General features: G+C 45.2%; 13 protein-coding genes. 9 read left to right on the top strand and 4 right to left on the bottom strand.

Annotated elements, in window-relative coordinates; genetic code table 11:
- On the bottom strand, positions 1-264 hold the full coding sequence (locus QZ918_RS19410) for a J domain-containing protein (RefSeq protein WP_293146359.1): 264 nt from the start codon (positions 262-264) through the stop codon (positions 1-3).
- 251 nt (positions 265-515) lie between these two features.
- Here QZ918_RS19410 and QZ918_RS19405 point away from each other — a divergent pair, with 251 nt between their 5' ends.
- The 9 genes from QZ918_RS19405 to QZ918_RS19365 all read left to right on the top strand — a co-directional run bounded on the left by QZ918_RS19405 (position 516) and on the right by QZ918_RS19365 (position 9,952).
- Positions 516-797: a ribbon-helix-helix domain-containing protein gene (locus QZ918_RS19405; RefSeq protein ID WP_293146361.1), complete on the top strand. Its 282-nt coding sequence runs from the start codon at positions 516-518 to the stop codon at positions 795-797.
- Positions 798-991: 194 nt separating this feature from the next.
- On the top strand, positions 992-1,183 hold the full coding sequence (locus QZ918_RS19400) for a hypothetical protein (protein WP_293337764.1): 192 nt from the start codon (positions 992-994) through the stop codon (positions 1,181-1,183).
- On the top strand, positions 1,171-1,479 hold the full coding sequence (locus QZ918_RS19395; RefSeq protein WP_293337762.1) for a type II toxin-antitoxin system RelE/ParE family toxin: 309 nt from the start codon (positions 1,171-1,173) through the stop codon (positions 1,477-1,479). The genes QZ918_RS19400 and QZ918_RS19395 overlap by 13 nt, the downstream gene beginning before the upstream one ends.
- A 114-nt stretch (positions 1,480-1,593) precedes the next feature.
- Complete coding sequence (locus QZ918_RS19390; RefSeq protein ID WP_293337760.1) at positions 1,594-1,743, top strand: hypothetical protein; 150 nt, start codon at positions 1,594-1,596, stop codon at positions 1,741-1,743.
- A 28-nt stretch (positions 1,744-1,771) separates the two neighbouring features.
- Positions 1,772-4,465 carry a CHAT domain-containing tetratricopeptide repeat protein gene (locus tag QZ918_RS19385; protein WP_293337758.1) on the top strand — a complete coding sequence of 898 codons (2,694 nt, stop codon included), beginning with the start codon at positions 1,772-1,774 and terminating at the stop codon, positions 4,463-4,465.
- A 200-nt stretch (positions 4,466-4,665) separates the two neighbouring features.
- Entirely contained in the window at positions 4,666-5,289 is a 624-nt protein-coding gene (locus QZ918_RS19380; protein WP_293337756.1) for a DUF3859 domain-containing protein, read from the top strand.
- A gap of 91 nt (positions 5,290-5,380) precedes the next feature.
- The gene (locus QZ918_RS19375; RefSeq protein WP_293337754.1) at positions 5,381-7,213 is read left to right on the top strand and encodes an asparagine synthetase B family protein; all 1,833 of its coding nucleotides are present in this window, start codon (positions 5,381-5,383) and stop codon (positions 7,211-7,213) included.
- A gap of 187 nt (positions 7,214-7,400) precedes the next feature.
- Entirely contained in the window at positions 7,401-8,630 is a 1,230-nt protein-coding gene (locus QZ918_RS19370) for a diaminopimelate decarboxylase family protein (protein ID WP_293337752.1), read from the top strand.
- A 20-nt stretch (positions 8,631-8,650) separates the two neighbouring features.
- The gene (locus tag QZ918_RS19365; protein WP_293337750.1) at positions 8,651-9,952 is read left to right on the top strand and encodes a toprim domain-containing protein; all 1,302 of its coding nucleotides are present in this window, start codon (positions 8,651-8,653) and stop codon (positions 9,950-9,952) included.
- Positions 9,953-10,201: 249 nt separating this feature from the next.
- Here QZ918_RS19365 and QZ918_RS19360 read toward each other — a convergent pair whose 3' ends face one another.
- The 3 genes from QZ918_RS19360 to QZ918_RS19350 all read right to left on the bottom strand — a co-directional run bounded on the left by QZ918_RS19360 (position 10,202) and on the right by QZ918_RS19350 (position 15,520).
- Positions 10,202-11,956, bottom strand: a complete 1,755-nt coding sequence (locus tag QZ918_RS19360; RefSeq protein WP_293337748.1) for an asparagine synthetase B family protein — start codon at positions 11,954-11,956, stop codon at positions 10,202-10,204.
- Positions 11,957-12,242: 286 nt separating this feature from the next.
- Complete coding sequence (locus QZ918_RS19355) at positions 12,243-13,067, bottom strand: SDR family NAD(P)-dependent oxidoreductase (RefSeq protein ID WP_293337746.1); 825 nt, start codon at positions 13,065-13,067, stop codon at positions 12,243-12,245.
- Positions 13,068-14,086: 1,019 nt separating this feature from the next.
- Entirely contained in the window at positions 14,087-15,520 is a 1,434-nt protein-coding gene (locus QZ918_RS19350) for a carotenoid oxygenase family protein (protein WP_293337744.1), read from the bottom strand.
- Between the last annotated feature and the right edge of the window lie 295 nt (positions 15,521-15,815).

Below are 15,815 nucleotides of genomic sequence, written 5' to 3'. Positions count from 1 at the left end.
TTATTTAAGGGCGATACAAAGTTCGAGGCAAAATGTTAATGTCAGCGGATCTGGGTTTTCGGTTCGCAATTGGTCGATTTCATCAGGATTGCAGCCGCGAGATTCCATAAAAGCGAGCATCCAGCTAGTTAGTGTATCAATATCAATATATTTTGCTCCGAGACATTCGGGACAAGTTTCTCCGTTGACAGTACCTGTGCCTTCGCACTCAGGGCAATCCCAGTGGGTGTTTATCGGATTGGATTCGATTAGGCTGTTGCTCATTTTAGGCAAAAGTTCGATCGCACTACTCGTTCAGTTTAGCAATTCCGGCAAAATGTCGATCGCCCTCACTTCTTCCTACCTTTACACCAAGCGGGCTAAAGACTAAGATCGAAGCAAATACAAAAGGGGTATTTATGTTCGATCGCGCTCAATGGTTTTTGGCTGGAATGTCGCCCAATAATATGGCGGCTTTTCTGCTGCAAGGAGAGTGGAAATGATATAATAGTTAAAGGTTCTCAGAGGTAAAATCCATGAAAATTACTCTCAAGCCCGATCAGGAAAAGTTCATAGAAGCACAAGTTACAAGTGGCAGATATCCTTCACCGGAGGAGGTAATCGCAGCGGCATTAGAACTATTAGCCGAAAACAGCGAGACAAAAAAAAGCAATAGCTATCAAAAATGGGTTGAAGAAACTCGCCCCAAAGTAGCAACAGGGATAGCTCAACTCGATCGCGGTGAAGGGATTGATGGAGAAATAGTCATCGCAAAATTGCAGGAAAAATTTCGCAAAATGCGGGAGAATCAAATATGAGTCGCTACATTGTTTCTCCAGAAGCGAGTCGCGATTTAGATGAAATTTCTGATTACTTTGCAGCTAGAAGTATCGCATTTGGGTTTATTTGTAGAGTCTGCGGTTTTTGCTTTGGGCTTGAGTTGGGCGCTCGCTTACCTCAAATCTGTACTTGTGCTATATTCTATAGATGATTCAATAGGAGAAAGATTGTCATGGCAAATACTACAGTAAAACATAAAGTGCTCAAGGCGATCGAAGAAATGCCCCAAGAAGTTACTTTTTCAGAGGTGATGGAGCGCCTTTACTTCCTCTACAAGATAGACAGAGGCTTGAAGCAAGTCGAGGCTGGTGATACTATGTCTCACGAACAAGCTAAAAAGCAGATTAAGACATGGCACAAATAAGATGGACTTCTCAGGCCTTAGCAGATATTGAAGCGATCGGGGATTTTATTGCGCGAGATGCGCCCAGTTTTGCTGAGGTATTTGTGGAGCGTATATTTGAGGCAGTAGAGCGTTTAGAAGCTTTTCCACGCTCGGGGCGTACAGTACCCGAGATCGGTGAAGAAAATCTTAGAGAAATTATCTTTGGTAGTTACCGCATTGTATATTTGCTAAACAGCGATGAGGTTAGCATTTTAACTATTTTTCATTCAGCGAGGCAGCTCAGACTTTCTGACTTGCCAGACTCAGGCGAATAGAAGCGATCGCTATAGTATTGCATTAACTTTAAAAATTTAACCCGATCGCACTATATTTTTCATACAGCAGATTGCAGGTCGATCGAACAATCCTCGCAAGGACACGGCAATGCCGTGTCCCTACCTACAATCTTTGTATGCCTCACCTACATGAAAAGCGCTGTAAATCATTCGATCGCACTACTCGTTCAGTTTAGCAATTCCGGCAAAATGCCGATCGCCCTCACTTCTTCCTACCTTTACACCAAGCGAGCTAAAGATTAAGATAGAAGCAAATACAAAAGAGGTGGTTATGTTCGATCGCGCTCAATGGATTTTAGCTGGAATGTCGATCGCGCTTTCGCTTCATTTAAGTCAGCCAGCAGCAGCGATGCCCGTTGGCAAAGTCGAACAAACCGCACAAACTAACAGTATTGATGCTGCCTACTCAGCATTAAAAGAGGGACGGCTGCTCTACCAGCAAGGAACGGTAGAATCGAAAAAAAGTGCTTTAGCACAGTTTGAAATAGCATTAAAATTGTTTCGGGAAGCGGGCGATCGTCACGGGGAAGCTGTCGCCCTCCTTGGCATCGGCAGAGTCTACAATGATTTGGGAGAAAAACAGAAAGCGCTAGAGTATTACAGCCAGTCCCTTCCCCTATTTCGGGCAGTGGGCGATCGCTCAGGGGAAGCTGCCACCCTCACCAGCATCGGCAGTGTCTACTCACATTTAGGAGAAAAACAGAAAGCGCTAGAGTATTACAGCCAGTCCCTTCCCCTATCTCGGGCAGTGGGCGATCGTCGCGGGGAAGCTCGCACCCTCGACGGCATCGGCAGTGTCTACTCATATTTAGGAGAAAAACAGAAAGCGCTAGAGTATTACAGCCAGTCCCTTCCCCTATCTCGGGCAGTGGGCGATCGTCGCGGGGAAGCTCGCACCCTCGACGGCATCGGCAGTGTCTATCTATTGAGAGACCCACGGAAAGCGCTAGAGTATTACAGCCAGTCGCTTCCCCTGCGTCGGGCTGTGGGCGATCGCTCTGGGGAAGCTGCCACCCTCAACAACATCGGCTTAGTCTACGATCTATTGGGAGACCCACATAAAGCGCTAGAGTATTACAGCCAATCCCTTCCCCTGCGTCGGGCTGTGGGCGATCGCTCTGGGGAAGCTGCCACCCTCAGTAACAGCGGCTTAGTCTACTTAGCATTGGGAGACGAACAGAAAGCACTAGAGTATTACAGCCAGTCCCTTCGTCTTAATCGGGCAGTAGGCAATCGCTCTGTGGAAGCTATCAACCTTCTCAACATGGCTTATGTCAAACGCGAGCGAAACAATCTTCCTGAAGCCATCAAAGACATTGAATCCTCGATCGCGATCGTCGAAAATCTCCGCACCAAAATAACCAGTCCAGAACTTCGCAGCTCGTACTTTGCCACAGTACAAGAATACTACGAATTCTACATCGACTTGTTAATGCAACTGCATAAAACTAATCCTAAATCCGGTTACGATACCAAAGCCCTAGAAGCCAGTGAACGTTCGAGGGCCCGCAGCCTCCTAGAACTCCTCCAAGAAAGTAATGCCAACATTCGCGAAGGCATTTCTCCCGATTTATTGCAACAAGAAAAGAGTTTGCAACAGCAATTAGACGCCACAGAACAACGCCACATCGAATTAGTCAACAGCCCCAATCCCAATCCAGATTTAGTTGAAGCGACCGACAAAAAACGCATGGAATTACTGCAACAATACCAGCAAAATCAAACTCAAATTCGCAGCACCAGTCCCCGCTATGCTTCCCTCACTCAACCCCAACCTTTAACGCTGCCAGAAATCCAAAAACAGATTCTTGATGACAATACTATTTTATTGCAATATTCCCTCGGCGAAGACCGCAGTTATTTGTGGGTGGTGACAGCTACTGGAATCACCAGCTACGAACTTCCCAAACGCGCCGATATTGAAACAGCAGCCCGCACTTTTCGAGACTCTGTAACTGACGGCCGTTACAGAGAGATACCGAAAAGAGTTGCCGAGGCAAGTGCAGGTTTGAGTGAGTTAATTTTACAGCCAGCCGCAGCCCAGTTAGGACAAAAACGGCTATTAATTGTTCCCGACGGCGTGCTGCACTATACTCCTTTTGCTGCTTTATCACTGACACAGGTAGCAGGACAAAATGCTAGTAATTTCTTAATTGCCCGACATGAAATTATTACCTTACCTTCCGCATCAACTCTCAGTATTCTCCGGCAAAATTACGCAGACAGAAAACAGCCAAGTCGAACTTTAGCAATTTTAGCCGATCCAGTTTTCAGTCCCGATGATGAACGAGTCAAGAGTAAAGTTCCTCAAGCAACGACTGAAAAATTAGAATTAAATAACCTCGGTTTAAATCGATCCAGCCGCGCTTCCAATCTAGCATGGCCGCCCACACGCCTGCCTTTTACGCGCAAAGAAGCCGACATAATATTAAGTTTAGTACCTTCAGTTGCTAGAACTCAACAATTTGATTTTGCAGCCAGTCGCACGGCGGCTACCGATCGCAATTTAGCCAATTATCAAATCGTTCACTTTGCTACCCACGGCATCGCCAATAGCAAAAATCCCGAACTGTCAGGAATTATGATGTCGATGGTGGATGACAAGGGCAATCTTGTAAATGGCTTCTTGCGACTGAATGATATTTTCAACTTGAAACTGGCAGCAAATTTAGTGGTTTTAAGTGCTTGTCAGACAGGATTGGGGCAGAACATTCAAGGTGAGGGAATGGTGGGATTGACAAGGGGTTTCATGTATGCGGGGGCACAGCGGGTAGCGGTGAGTTTGTGGAATGTGGACGATGAAGGAACTTCTTTATTGATGCAAAAATTTTATCAGAAAATGCTGCTACAAAAGTTACCACCTGCCGCAGCTTTGAGGGCGGCGCAGATGGAAATGATGCAGCAGGAACCATGGAAGTCTCCCTATTATTGGGCTGCTTTTACCCTTCAGGGCGAGTGGAAATGAAGTAATAGGAGATTTGAGATTGTAGGTGTGTTATGAACTTGTTAAGTTTAGCTGGAATGTCGATCGCGCCTACAATATGACTTTTATGAGTTCAAAATTGTGAAATTTATGAATAGACTTTAAGTTCAGCTTGCCCTACAATAACGATCGAGTGATGAGGTAAATCAACCGCATCAAAAACTATTATTGGGTTGCGACTTATGGAAAATCGACTGACTGAAACTCAACTAACGCAAGTAGTAGCTGAAGTAGAACGCCTTTCTAACCTCCAAAAAGCTCAACTTGACTCAGCAGAAGTCAAAGAAATTTTGCAGGAATTGAATCTACCTCCAGAGTTGCTAGATGAAGCTTTAATTCAGTTGCAGCGCCGGAAAGCATTGGCCCGACAGCAGCAGCTAAATCGCTTAATTGCCGGAGGATTGGCGATAGTGGCAGTAGGGGCGATCGCAATTACCGGATTTTACATCCAACAAAGTCAACAAGCCCTCGATCGCATTTCGGTGCAACAAAACCGCATAACATCGGTGCAGGATAATGGCGGCAATTTGACTGTTATTTCCCGCCAAAACAATCCCGAAATCTTTTACCGTACTACATTAAAAGATGCACCATTAGGCAAAAAACTATCGATATCCTGCGATTGGATCGATCCTAGTGGTCAAGTTGTCAAACAAAACCGCTATCAAACTCGCGAAATCGACAAACCCATCTGGAATACTCAATGCCGCCACCAAATTGGTACTGCTGCTGCTACCGGAAATTGGCAAGTTAAAATGTTTCTTGAAAATCGCGCGATCGGCAGTAAATCCTTTCAAGTTCAATAATCATAACACAAACTCTCTTTTTTCTCCTACTCTGCGTTCTCTGCGCTCTCTGCGGTTAATAAAAAAAATTAATTCCCATAGTATCTTTCCTATGACAATCACCAAACCGCGTCAATTTGTCGGATACTGGGGCTGCGACTCTCGCCAGAAATTAGAATCGCTGCTGGCGAAAATTATCAACCAATCTGGGAGACAAATTCCTGTTCCAAAAGTTGAGAATTCCTCCAATTTTACCACAGTAGACAGCCCAAATCCCCCTATTTGGAATGTTGCCAGTAGCGAATGCGATCGCCCGCAGCACTTGCCAACCCAAAAAAGCGCTAAAACTTGGCAGATCTCTGCCCTCTCAGCATCTGGACTATCTACCTATCCATCAACCAACGGCTTGCTATTACCCGATGCCTGGGCAAACGTCCGCGAAAATTGCCTAATTTTGGGACGAGAACCCTTTGGGCGAGTAACACTTTACTGGACGCAAATCGAGCAGAGTATTTGGTTCTCATCGAATATACAACTATTATTAAATATTGGCAAAAAACCAGATATTAGCATTCCCGGCTTGTACGGGTATAGCTGTTTTTCTTACGTTCCAACTCCCTTAACTCCCGTAGAAAATGTGTTCGCAGTTCCCGCCGGAACCGAATTGACATGGGAGTGCGATCGAGATAGCGGTGTCATTCTTGAAGCCAACTCAAAACGTTTGTTAGAATGGCGAGAAAGTTCAGAAGAAATACAAGACGAAGTAGAAGCAATAACACAATTGCAAAGCTTACTTAAAGATGCCGTTGAACGTCAAATTTCGGACATCAATAGCAATGAAACAGTCGGAGTATTTCTGTCAGGTGGTTTAGATTCCTCAGTAGTCGCAGCATTATTAATCAAAGCCGGAGTCAAAGTCCGCGCTTATACTCTCGACTTCGGCGATGCTGGAATTCCCGAATATCCTTGGGCTCAACAAGTTGCTTACTTTCTGAACATTCCCTTAGTCAAGGTAGATGCGAGCCCGCGCCGGATTAAACAAGCCTTGCATTCTGCGGTGAAAGCTTTAGATTTGCCCTTTGGTGACGGAGTGACAGTCCCGCTGTACCTGTTAAATGAGGCTGCAAGTCAAGAATGTGCGATCGTTTTTAACGGCGAAGGTGGCGATCAGTTATTTGCAGGCTGGACGAATAAACCTCTGATTGCAGCGGCTGTTTATCAAGCAGCAAATGCCGAAAAAGATGATAATTTTGCCCTGCAATATCTGCGAACTTTTCACCGTCTGTCGGGATACGAATCTAAAGTTTATCAGCCGGAATTTTACACGGAAATTCTGAATGTGCAGCCTCAAGATTGGCTGTTAGAGGCTCTTAATCCTTCTGTGGGCGCGTCTTTGCTGCACCGCCTCCGCCGCGCGGGTTTGATGCTGAAAGGCGCGCAGAACATCCATCCGCGGGCTGCTAATTTGGCTTTGGCTTTTGGTCTAAAAGTTCGATCGCCCTTTTGCGATTTTGCCCTCACAGACTGGACATTTCAACTGTCGGGAGAACTGTGTTTGCGAGGTGCTTGCGAGAAATACATCCTCAAACGGGCGGTAGAACATTGGCTACCTGCGGACATAGTGTGGCGGGAAAAGCGCGGTATGGGCGTGCCCTTAACTTCGTGGTGTTTTAACGAATTTTGGCATGACATCGGCGATTGGTTGAATCCTGCCGTGTTGCTGTCAGAGAAACACTGGAAACCAGATTTAGCGGCTCAAATTATGTCCGGCAAATTCGCAGCCGGAATTCAAGGCCGACGCATTGGCGAGATGATTTGGCTGTTGGTGATGTGGCAAAATTGGCGATCGCAAATTTTAGGTGAGTATGTAAAAAATAAGTCTTGGAATCATCCGTTTTGGTTGCCTCGAACAGTTTGGAACTACCGCCAGCGGTGGGCAGAATAAAATCAATACAGTTTAATTAAGCCTGATCCCCCCTAGCCCCCCTTGAAAAAGGGGGGAACAAGAAATTACTCAAAGTCCCCCTTCTTAAGGGGGATTTAGGGGGATCTCCGGGGAATAAACATCATTAACTAAACCGTATTGAAATAAAATCAACATTTTTGATTAAACAAACATCTATTTTACCATAATGCAAACAATTACCGCTAACCAATCAACTCTCAAACAACCGCCTTTCACTCTTGCCATAGCCCAAGAGTTATTAGCTACTTACGGTTCGCCGCTGTACGTTTATCAAGGCGATATTTTGCGCCGAACCATTGCCCGCATTACTAAGGCGATCGACTATCCGCGAACTCAATTTTGTTTTGCCAGCGTTACCAACGGTAGCATCGCATTGCTGCAAATCTTTCGGGATAGCGGGTGGGGATTGCACGCCAATACACCGGGAGATATTTATTTAGGAATTCAGGCAGGTTTTGCACCCCAAAATATTGTTTATAGTGGCAGCAATCTGCACCGAGATGAGATGGAACAAGTTCTCAAATGGGGTGTCAAAACTCTGAATTTCGACAGTCTTAGCCAGTTGCAGTTGTGCTGCGAAGTGTACCAATCTCTGAGGGAAAATCAGCAGGCTTTAGAACCGCCCAGTCTGGGTTTGAGGCTGAATTTGCCCGAATTAACGGGGGAAAGTCGCATTGGAGTGCGATCGCCCGAATTTCCCGCAGCAATTGCGATCGCCAAAACAGCCGGATTAAAGCTGAGTGGCTTGCATTTTTATCGCGGTACCGGCACTAATTCTACCGCAGCCTTTACTCAAGTAATTGATACCATAATTGCCGCAGCCCAGCAATTGCCAGATTGGGAATATCTCGACTTTGGTGGCGGCTTTGGCTATCCTTACCACAGCGGGGGTACAGCCTTTGACTGGGAACTATTTGGGGCAGAATTGACCAGCAGAATTTGTCAATTAGACCGCGCAATTGACTTAATAATTGAACCAGGGCGATCGGTTGTAGCAGGATGTGCTACTTTGCTCGCTCAAGTTGTTTCCACAAAATGGCAGGAAGCTAAACAAATTGTCGGTGTAGATACGACTGTTGCTAATCTTTCAGTACCGTCGGTTCATGGTGGTTATCGAGAAATTTGTACCTGGAATTGTCGGGATGCTCTACATTTTACTGATGTTTGTGGCAATACGACTTATTCGCGGGATTATTTGGGGAAAAACTGTCAACTTCCGGCTTTGACTATTGGCGAAATCCTTGGTATTTTAGATGTGGGAGCTTATGGTTATGCCATGTCATCGCACTTTTTGCACCGCCCCAAACCTGCGGAAGTGCTGTTAGAAAATAGCCAACATCGCCTGATTCGCCAAAGGGAAGATTACAGCATTTTGCTAGCTAATCAAGTTTTTTGAATCATCACTAGGAGATTTTTATGAAGTGCATTAACTGCCAAACTGACAATAAGTTAAAAGATCGCACATCTAGAGGTCGCTGTATGCGATGTGGCCATCAGTTTGCTTTTGAACCAACTACTATGACTGGTGTCAAAATAACTGACCCCATGTTTGCCAAGGCGATCGCAGATATTTCGGTTAACGACACGCTGTTTTTCACCCCTAAACAGTTATTTTACCTTTTAGATAGGCGATCGAAACCCAAAATTTATGATGGGTTCTACACAATCCCAGGATACCTAATTATTAATATAGTTTCAGGTATCATTGTTGGGTCCTGGACAGCAACTATATTTTCCGAATGGAGTATAGCTTTCAATCTGGTAATGTTTTTGATTAATACCTTATTAATTAGACAAACTTTTATTGCTAGCCGTTCTAGCAAGTATCCATACCAACAACGCCAGAAATTTGCAAAGACTTTGCAAGTTTGGGGAGGAATAGTTCTGGTATTCGGAATCGGTTTTAATCTGTTATCAAGTTCCTTTCCGCTGTTTTTAGCTAGCTCTGCTATCGGAATGCTATCTATCTATTATGGGAATCAAAAAATTGACAAAACACCTGCAAATAATCAAAATTTCACGATTGACTCAAATCAGTTTCAAGGCTGGATGAATACTTGGACAGAAATTAACTCTCTGGCTAAAGTGCTGCCATCTCCCCGCGATACAAATGCAAATGCCACCGTCAGTCCTGATGTCAGCGCTTACAGTTTTGACAGATTAGTTGTGTGCGATCGCCCGGAAATTGCCCAATTTTTAATCGCCAACAATTTTCACTTTGAAAACAACTGTGCAGTCCTCAGTATAACTGGATATCCCCAAAGTATCTTCGACATAACTATGCAAATGCTGCGCCGAAATCCCGAATTAAAAGTCTACGCTTTGCACGATTGCACTCCCAAAGGAATTGGTTTGGTTGACCGCTTGCGTACCAGTCCTAATTGGTTCCCAGATAACAGTGCGATAATTATTGATATCGGACTGCTACCCCGGCAAATTATGGCGGCTGGTGATAATATGTTTGTTCTAAGTTCTGAGCAAAATGCACGAGATGCTAGACAATTATCAGCTCAAATCCGCCAAGATTTATCCGCTGAGGAATTGCAGTGGTTGGAATTAGGTAATTATGTAGAATTGGAATCGTTTAGTCCTCAGAAACTGATTCAAATCTTGAATCGAGGAATTGCCGGTAGTCGAGATTTAGGTGGCGATGACAGCAGTTTGATTCTGCTAGGTGGTACGGATAGTTCTATCTATGTTGTTGATAGTTTTGGTTGAGGTTTTTATACCATATCCCCGCTCATTCAATATCGCAACTAAATAGGTTCGTAGTGAGGACTTTAGTCCTTCCTCATCAAATTCAGAGGGAGCATCTCAGTTTTGATTTTATAGTGCTGTCCCCGAAGAGCGAGCTATCCAACACTCGCTCTTCGGGGACGATCGCACTGTAAAGAAATTGCTTTTTTCCAAAAGTGAGATGCTCGCAATTCTGAGGACTGAAGTCTTCACTACAAACGTTATTTGATATTACTTATTACCTTGCAGCCAAAGTTCCAAACTCACCAACAACCACAACTTAACACCATAACGCCCCCAGGTATCTCCTTCATAATCTAACCATTGACGTATCAAAGATTGATTGAAATAAGGAGCGATCGCAGCTTTTTTTGACAGCAACAAACCCTTAGCTTCTCGTTGCCAAAACTTCTTAAATCCCAACTGCACCGGAACCAACATTCCGCTTTTTGGTCTGTCTAAAATTTGAGGGGGTAAAAGGTCGGCAACAGCTTGTTTGAGCACAGCTTTCTCCACAACCCCGGATAGTTTGTACTCAGGCGGAATCGTCATACTCAAATCCACGATTCGCTGATCAAACAAAGGCGATCGCCCGTGCAAGCCCGCAGCTTGAGTCAAATTGTTCACTTTGGTCAAAATCTGGTCTGCTCCCTTAAACTTGATATTTAACGCCATTAATCGATTCAGATAATTGCCGCTAGCATTCAAATCCGCACTAAATACCGAAGGTTCTGCTTGCATCGCTGCCCAAATTTCCGGTTTTAAAAGTTGAGGTAAATCCGCAGCGCACTTTTGAAATGAAAGCAAATATGCTGGCAGTGCATCCAAATTTGTGACAGAATTGTACAAGCTGTTCATTAACATTGGTTGATTTTTCGGGCCGCCAAAACAAGGATCGCCACCTTCGCCGTTCAGAATTACTTCGACGGATTCCCGCGCCATTCTTCCTAATAGCAAATTTGGCACTGTCAGCGGGTCGCCGATCGGATCGTCTAAGTAACCCATAGTTTCTGGCAACTTTTCCCACATATCCCGAAAGCTAATTTCTAAAATGTGGTGTTCAGTTTGGCAGTGTTCGGCGACTAAACTGGAAAATTCTAATTCGTTGGCGCATTCTTCGCCAAAATGAATTGAGTAACTGTGAATTGACCGATCGCAAAATTGAGCAGCTAAAGCCGCGATGCAGCTAGAGTCTAACCCGCCGGAAAGAAAGACGCCTACAGGTTGATTTGCTGGCAAATATTCCCGGACAATTTCGTCTAAAATAGTTCGCAATCTCGCGCCGTGCCATTCTAAAGATTGTTCCGCCTCGACAACTTGTTCTCGCAGTTCCCAGTATGCCGAAATTGTCTCGTCAGGGAAGCTTAAAACGCATCCTGGACGCAGTTCTCGGACTTGCTGCCACAGGGTACGATCGCCCGGAACGAACGAACAACACAGGTAATCTCGCAGGGCTGTGAGGTCGATCGCCCTTGAGTGGTATTTTGCGATCGCCCGCAGTTGAGGCGCAATCCAGCGAGTCGCGCCAACATTAGTGTAGTAGAGAGTGCGGGCGCCCGTGCGATCGCGCGCCAGCCGCAAAACCTGCGATTCTCTGTCCCAAACCGCAAACACAAACATACCCGCCAGCAGCGGCAAGCATTCAGGGCCCCAGCGTTCCCACAGTTGAGCCACCAATTGGCGATCGCAGCCCTGCCAACTACTCGCAGAAATGCCCAATTTTTCCAGCAATTGCGATCGATTGCTGAGCCAAATATCGCCAACAATCACAAATTTTTGAGAGGGACTGAGAATTAGCTGAACGCTTGGGTTAGAGCAAATAATCGCTATTTTACCATCTCGCCACGCTGCATCATCTGCGATCGCATCTATTTTCCCCCAAGCTATCCGCCAACTTGAGGCAAATTCAACCAGAGGACTTGGAGGAACTGAAATTTTTTGTTTTTGGCTACTCTTGTAATTCAGTAATGATTTTATATTGTTCATTCTGGCAAGCTTAATATTATTTAGAATAATATCAAGCTTAACAGAAACATACACCCTGCGATCGCTTTATTTCTTAGGATCGCGAATTAAATAATTTACACAAGCTGGTGGGATGGGCATCCCGCCCGTCTATAAATAACGGGCGGGACGCCCATCCCACAATAATGAAAATTGTAAGTTATTTAATTCTCATTCCTTAGTCGGCGTCTGGCGGACATCGTTTGTATAGGCGCGAATGACCTTCGCCGACTAACTCGCCGCCGAGTTAGTCGGCGGCGAAACAGATTTATCGCCCGCCAGCTAAAACCGATCGCAATTTGCGATCGCGCTGGGATTTATCCCTAAGTTCAGGAGTTGCCATCCGCAACACAAAATCGAGCAGCCAAGGCGCAATTCTGTGACACCAAACTGCTAAATGACTTTGATATCCTACCAAGATTTCCGGCGCATCTTTGTGCAATCCCTCCACCAGTGCGAGGGCAACTTTTTCGGGAGTTGTGGGCACTACCCACCGGAATTGCTCTAAGTCTCGCACCATGTCGGTATCTGTTAGAGATGGGAGCAAAGCAGTTACCCGAACATTATACCCTGCTAACTCGCTGCGTAAAGCTTGGGTGAATCCCAAAATGGCAAATTTAGTAGCAGAATAAGTTGCCATTGTCGGAGCCGCAATTTTACCCATCAAGCTCGAAACATTGACGATTGTTCCGTCTTTTTGGGCAGCCATTCGCCTCGCTATTAACCGGGTGATTGTGTAGGTTCCGAGCAAATTCAAGGCAATTTCTTCCTGAATTAATGGGAGTGGCGATCGCAAGAATGATGCTTGGTGCGCGACGCCGGCACAGTTGACTAGCAGGTGAATTGGGCCGTTATCTCGCCAAGCTTGGGCGATCGCAATATTCACCGCCACTGACTGAGTTAAATCTAAAGCTAATGGCACTACTTCTACACCAAAAACATCGATTTCCTCTGCCAATTCAATTAATTGCTGGCGGTTGCGCGCCACAATCAACAAACGTTTGATGCCTTGTTTGGCTAATTCAAGAGCGATCGATCGCCCAATTCCACGTGAAGCCCCTGTAACAAGAGCTGTTTTTCCTTGAAGCTGCATAATAGATTAAACCTTCTGATTTTGATGCTTGCTGCGGCACGGAGTTAGGAGTTGTGAGTTATGAATTATCAGTTATGAGTTGAATGTTTTCGCGGTAACAACTCAGAATAGATAATTGTGGTAAAGGCTATCTAGTTTAGATATACCTAATTTATTTGTGGAGTTAACTCAAAACTCAAACCTTTTGAATCGTGGACGTGCGCGCAAGCTGAACTAAACTTTAAGTTGCCAGAAATCTGTCAGAAATCTGGTCGTTCAACCTCATTCAAGCAGACAAGCCTGACATGAGAAAACCTAGTTGAAAATCATTGCCAAGCGGGCTTTATTACCGCTTTTTCTTCAGTCTGCGGAGGCAGACTTTGCTTGTGTAGGTGCGAATTTATTCGCCGAGTTATCTTCAGTCTGCGGAGGCAGACTTTGCCTGTGCAGCCGCGAATTTATTCGCCGGATTGGTTATCATTCTTCAGTCTGCGGAGGCAGACTTTGCCTGTGCAGCCGCGAATTTATTCGCCGGATTGGTTATCCTTCTTCAGTCTGCGGAGGCAGACTTTGCTTGTGTAGCCACGAATTCATTCGCCGAGTTATCTTCAGTCTGCGGAGGCAGACTTTGCTTGTGTAGCCGCGAATTCATTCGCCGAGTTATCTTCAGTCTGCGGAGGCAGACTTTGCTTGTGTAGCCGCGAATTTATTCGCCGGATTGGTTATCCTTCTTCAGTCTGCGGAGGCAGATTTTGCTTGTGTAGCCGCGAATTTATTCGCCGGGAATATTCACCGGGGTTTTATTACCCCTTTTTCTTCAGTCTGCGGAGGCAGACTTTGCCTGTGTAGGCGCGAATTTATTCGCCGAGGATATTCGCCGGGGATTCGTCGAAATTTGCACAGGATATATGAGCAATATAGAGCATAAATTCCACACCTCCTAGATATGAGAATTTCCTATCTACACACACGTTAACAACTCCACCTCAAAGCTGCAACAATTTTTAATAAATCTTCCGCAACACTTCTTTACAATCTTCTCAGACGGCCGATTTCCAAGTACCGTGAAAGCCCAAAGGTATGACACCGGGCAATTCTAGCTGACAAACAGGCGGGCGGGAAAGTCCGTCGCCCTCATATATCCACACTTCGCTGCTATCAGAATTGCCGTCGTAAATAACTGTCAAAATCCAACCTTTCTCCGAGGAAATATCTGGAACGTAGATGGGTTCTGCGGGATAGCGATTTTCGCCGCAGTCGGCAATTGTGAGATTGCGGGTTTTTGTGTCCAAACGGGCGATCGCGCCATAACGTTCCGGTACAATATTCACATCAGGTCTATACATTGCCAGATAAATATACCGCGAGTCTTGCCCAATTTCTGAAGCAGGTACAATCGGAAACTCGCAAGGTTTATCCAACAATTCTTCTATTCCTGTCACTTTTGCCGTTAGAGGATTGAGATGTACTCGGCAAAGAATACCCTCTGCATCGGTGTGAGTTTCACCAGTCGCTACTTCTTTCAGTCGCTGATTAGTTGTAAAATCAGCAAAGCGCACAAAATCAACGGCAACCTCACCATCTTCTTTGACAAAGCCGTTAGCAAAATGCCACTGAAACCAAGGATCGGTTTTGCCGCGACTAACTAAAGATAGAGTTTCTGAATCGACAACTAATATTTCTGTTCCCAACTCCGGCTTCCACTCAAATGATTCACCATAACTGCTAATTCCAGCTAACACAGGTAAAAAATTGAGTCGCACTGGTGGCACAAAAAATATTAAATACTTCCCAGCCAAAACAAAGTCATGAATCAGTGGAAGTCCATTTAAAGCAATAGTTGTTTTTTGGACAACTGTACCTGTAAAATCACTTTTATAAACATTTAACTTCGTAGGAACACCAGGCAATACTCCAAAGTTATAAATATTACCGCTAATCGGGTCACGTTTGCAGTGAGCCGAATAGCTAAATTCTCCTGCTAAATTTCCTAAGTTGTCTGTACCAATAGTTTCTAGGGTTTGTAAATCAAGGCTATGAGGCGGCCCACCTTCCCACAATGCCAAAAGGCGATCGGGCAAAGCTAAAACAGAAGTATTCGCAGCATTTTTAACAGTTTTAGTCCACCGCAACCACACCGGGCCCGGCGCTGTCATGCCGTAATTACTGTAGAGAAATCGATCGGCTTTTTCTTCAGCTAGATATCCCGCTGTTTGCACGTAGCGATAGACAGCCGTAGCACCAACATCAGTAAAATGTACTGCCAAAATTGCACCGTCGCCATCAAACCAGTGTCCCGCAGCAACACCGCCACGTTCCAAACGTGCGGGCCCGTTGCGGTAGAGAGTGCCGCGCAATCCGTCGGGAATTTTACCAGTTTTAACCGATAGCTGAGTCAGCGGAAACTCGTCAGCAGGACGGGCTAAAGATTTCGCCCAGGATTTTTTAGCTGAGACTTTACTGTCTGTTTTCATGAAATAATCGCAAAATCAAACTAAGCTACTATACACTTTATTATAGAGTAATATAGCAAGGATTAATACGGTTTGGACGTTTTCAATAGGGGGAGCATCTCAGTTTTGATGTTTGGATTTTATAGTGCTGTCCCCGCTCGCGAGTATAGATCAATACCGTTTACTGGTATGCAGTCCTGGGGGTAAACCGCTATGAAAAATAGATACGGAGATTGCTTCGTTCCTCGCAATGACCATTTTAAGTAAACCGTATTGGAGCATAGATCGCGAGCGGGGACGCTCGCACTGTAAAGAA

Origin of the sequence: Microcoleus sp. CAWBG58 (genome assembly GCF_020883045.1) — a bacterium.
Taxonomy (GTDB): Bacteria; Cyanobacteriota; Cyanobacteriia; order Cyanobacteriales; family Microcoleaceae; genus Microcoleus.
The sequence above is the reverse complement of the archived record's forward strand: the minus strand, read 5'-3'. Positions and strand labels throughout refer to the sequence as shown.

Excerpts from the sequence above, each read along its gene's own strand:
- QZ918_RS19410 (WP_293146359.1), bottom strand. The coding sequence starts at position 264 with ATGAGCAACAGCCTAATCGAATCCAATCCGATAAACACCCACTGGGAT.
- QZ918_RS19405 (WP_293146361.1), top strand. The coding sequence starts at position 516 with ATGAAAATTACTCTCAAGCCCGATCAGGAAAAGTTCATAGAAGCACAA.
- QZ918_RS19400 (WP_293337764.1), top strand. The coding sequence starts at position 992 with ATGGCAAATACTACAGTAAAACATAAAGTGCTCAAGGCGATCGAAGAA.
- QZ918_RS19395 (WP_293337762.1), top strand. The coding sequence starts at position 1,171 with ATGGCACAAATAAGATGGACTTCTCAGGCCTTAGCAGATATTGAAGCG.
- QZ918_RS19385 (WP_293337758.1), top strand. The coding sequence starts at position 1,772 with ATGTTCGATCGCGCTCAATGGATTTTAGCTGGAATGTCGATCGCGCTT.
- QZ918_RS19380 (WP_293337756.1), top strand. The coding sequence starts at position 4,666 with ATGGAAAATCGACTGACTGAAACTCAACTAACGCAAGTAGTAGCTGAA.
- QZ918_RS19375 (WP_293337754.1), top strand. The coding sequence starts at position 5,381 with ATGACAATCACCAAACCGCGTCAATTTGTCGGATACTGGGGCTGCGAC.
- QZ918_RS19370 (WP_293337752.1), top strand. The coding sequence starts at position 7,401 with ATGCAAACAATTACCGCTAACCAATCAACTCTCAAACAACCGCCTTTC.
- QZ918_RS19365 (WP_293337750.1), top strand. The coding sequence starts at position 8,651 with ATGAAGTGCATTAACTGCCAAACTGACAATAAGTTAAAAGATCGCACA.
- QZ918_RS19360 (WP_293337748.1), bottom strand. The coding sequence starts at position 11,956 with ATGAACAATATAAAATCATTACTGAATTACAAGAGTAGCCAAAAACAA.
- QZ918_RS19355 (WP_293337746.1), bottom strand. The coding sequence starts at position 13,067 with ATGCAGCTTCAAGGAAAAACAGCTCTTGTTACAGGGGCTTCACGTGGA.
- QZ918_RS19350 (WP_293337744.1), bottom strand. The coding sequence starts at position 15,520 with ATGAAAACAGACAGTAAAGTCTCAGCTAAAAAATCCTGGGCGAAATCT.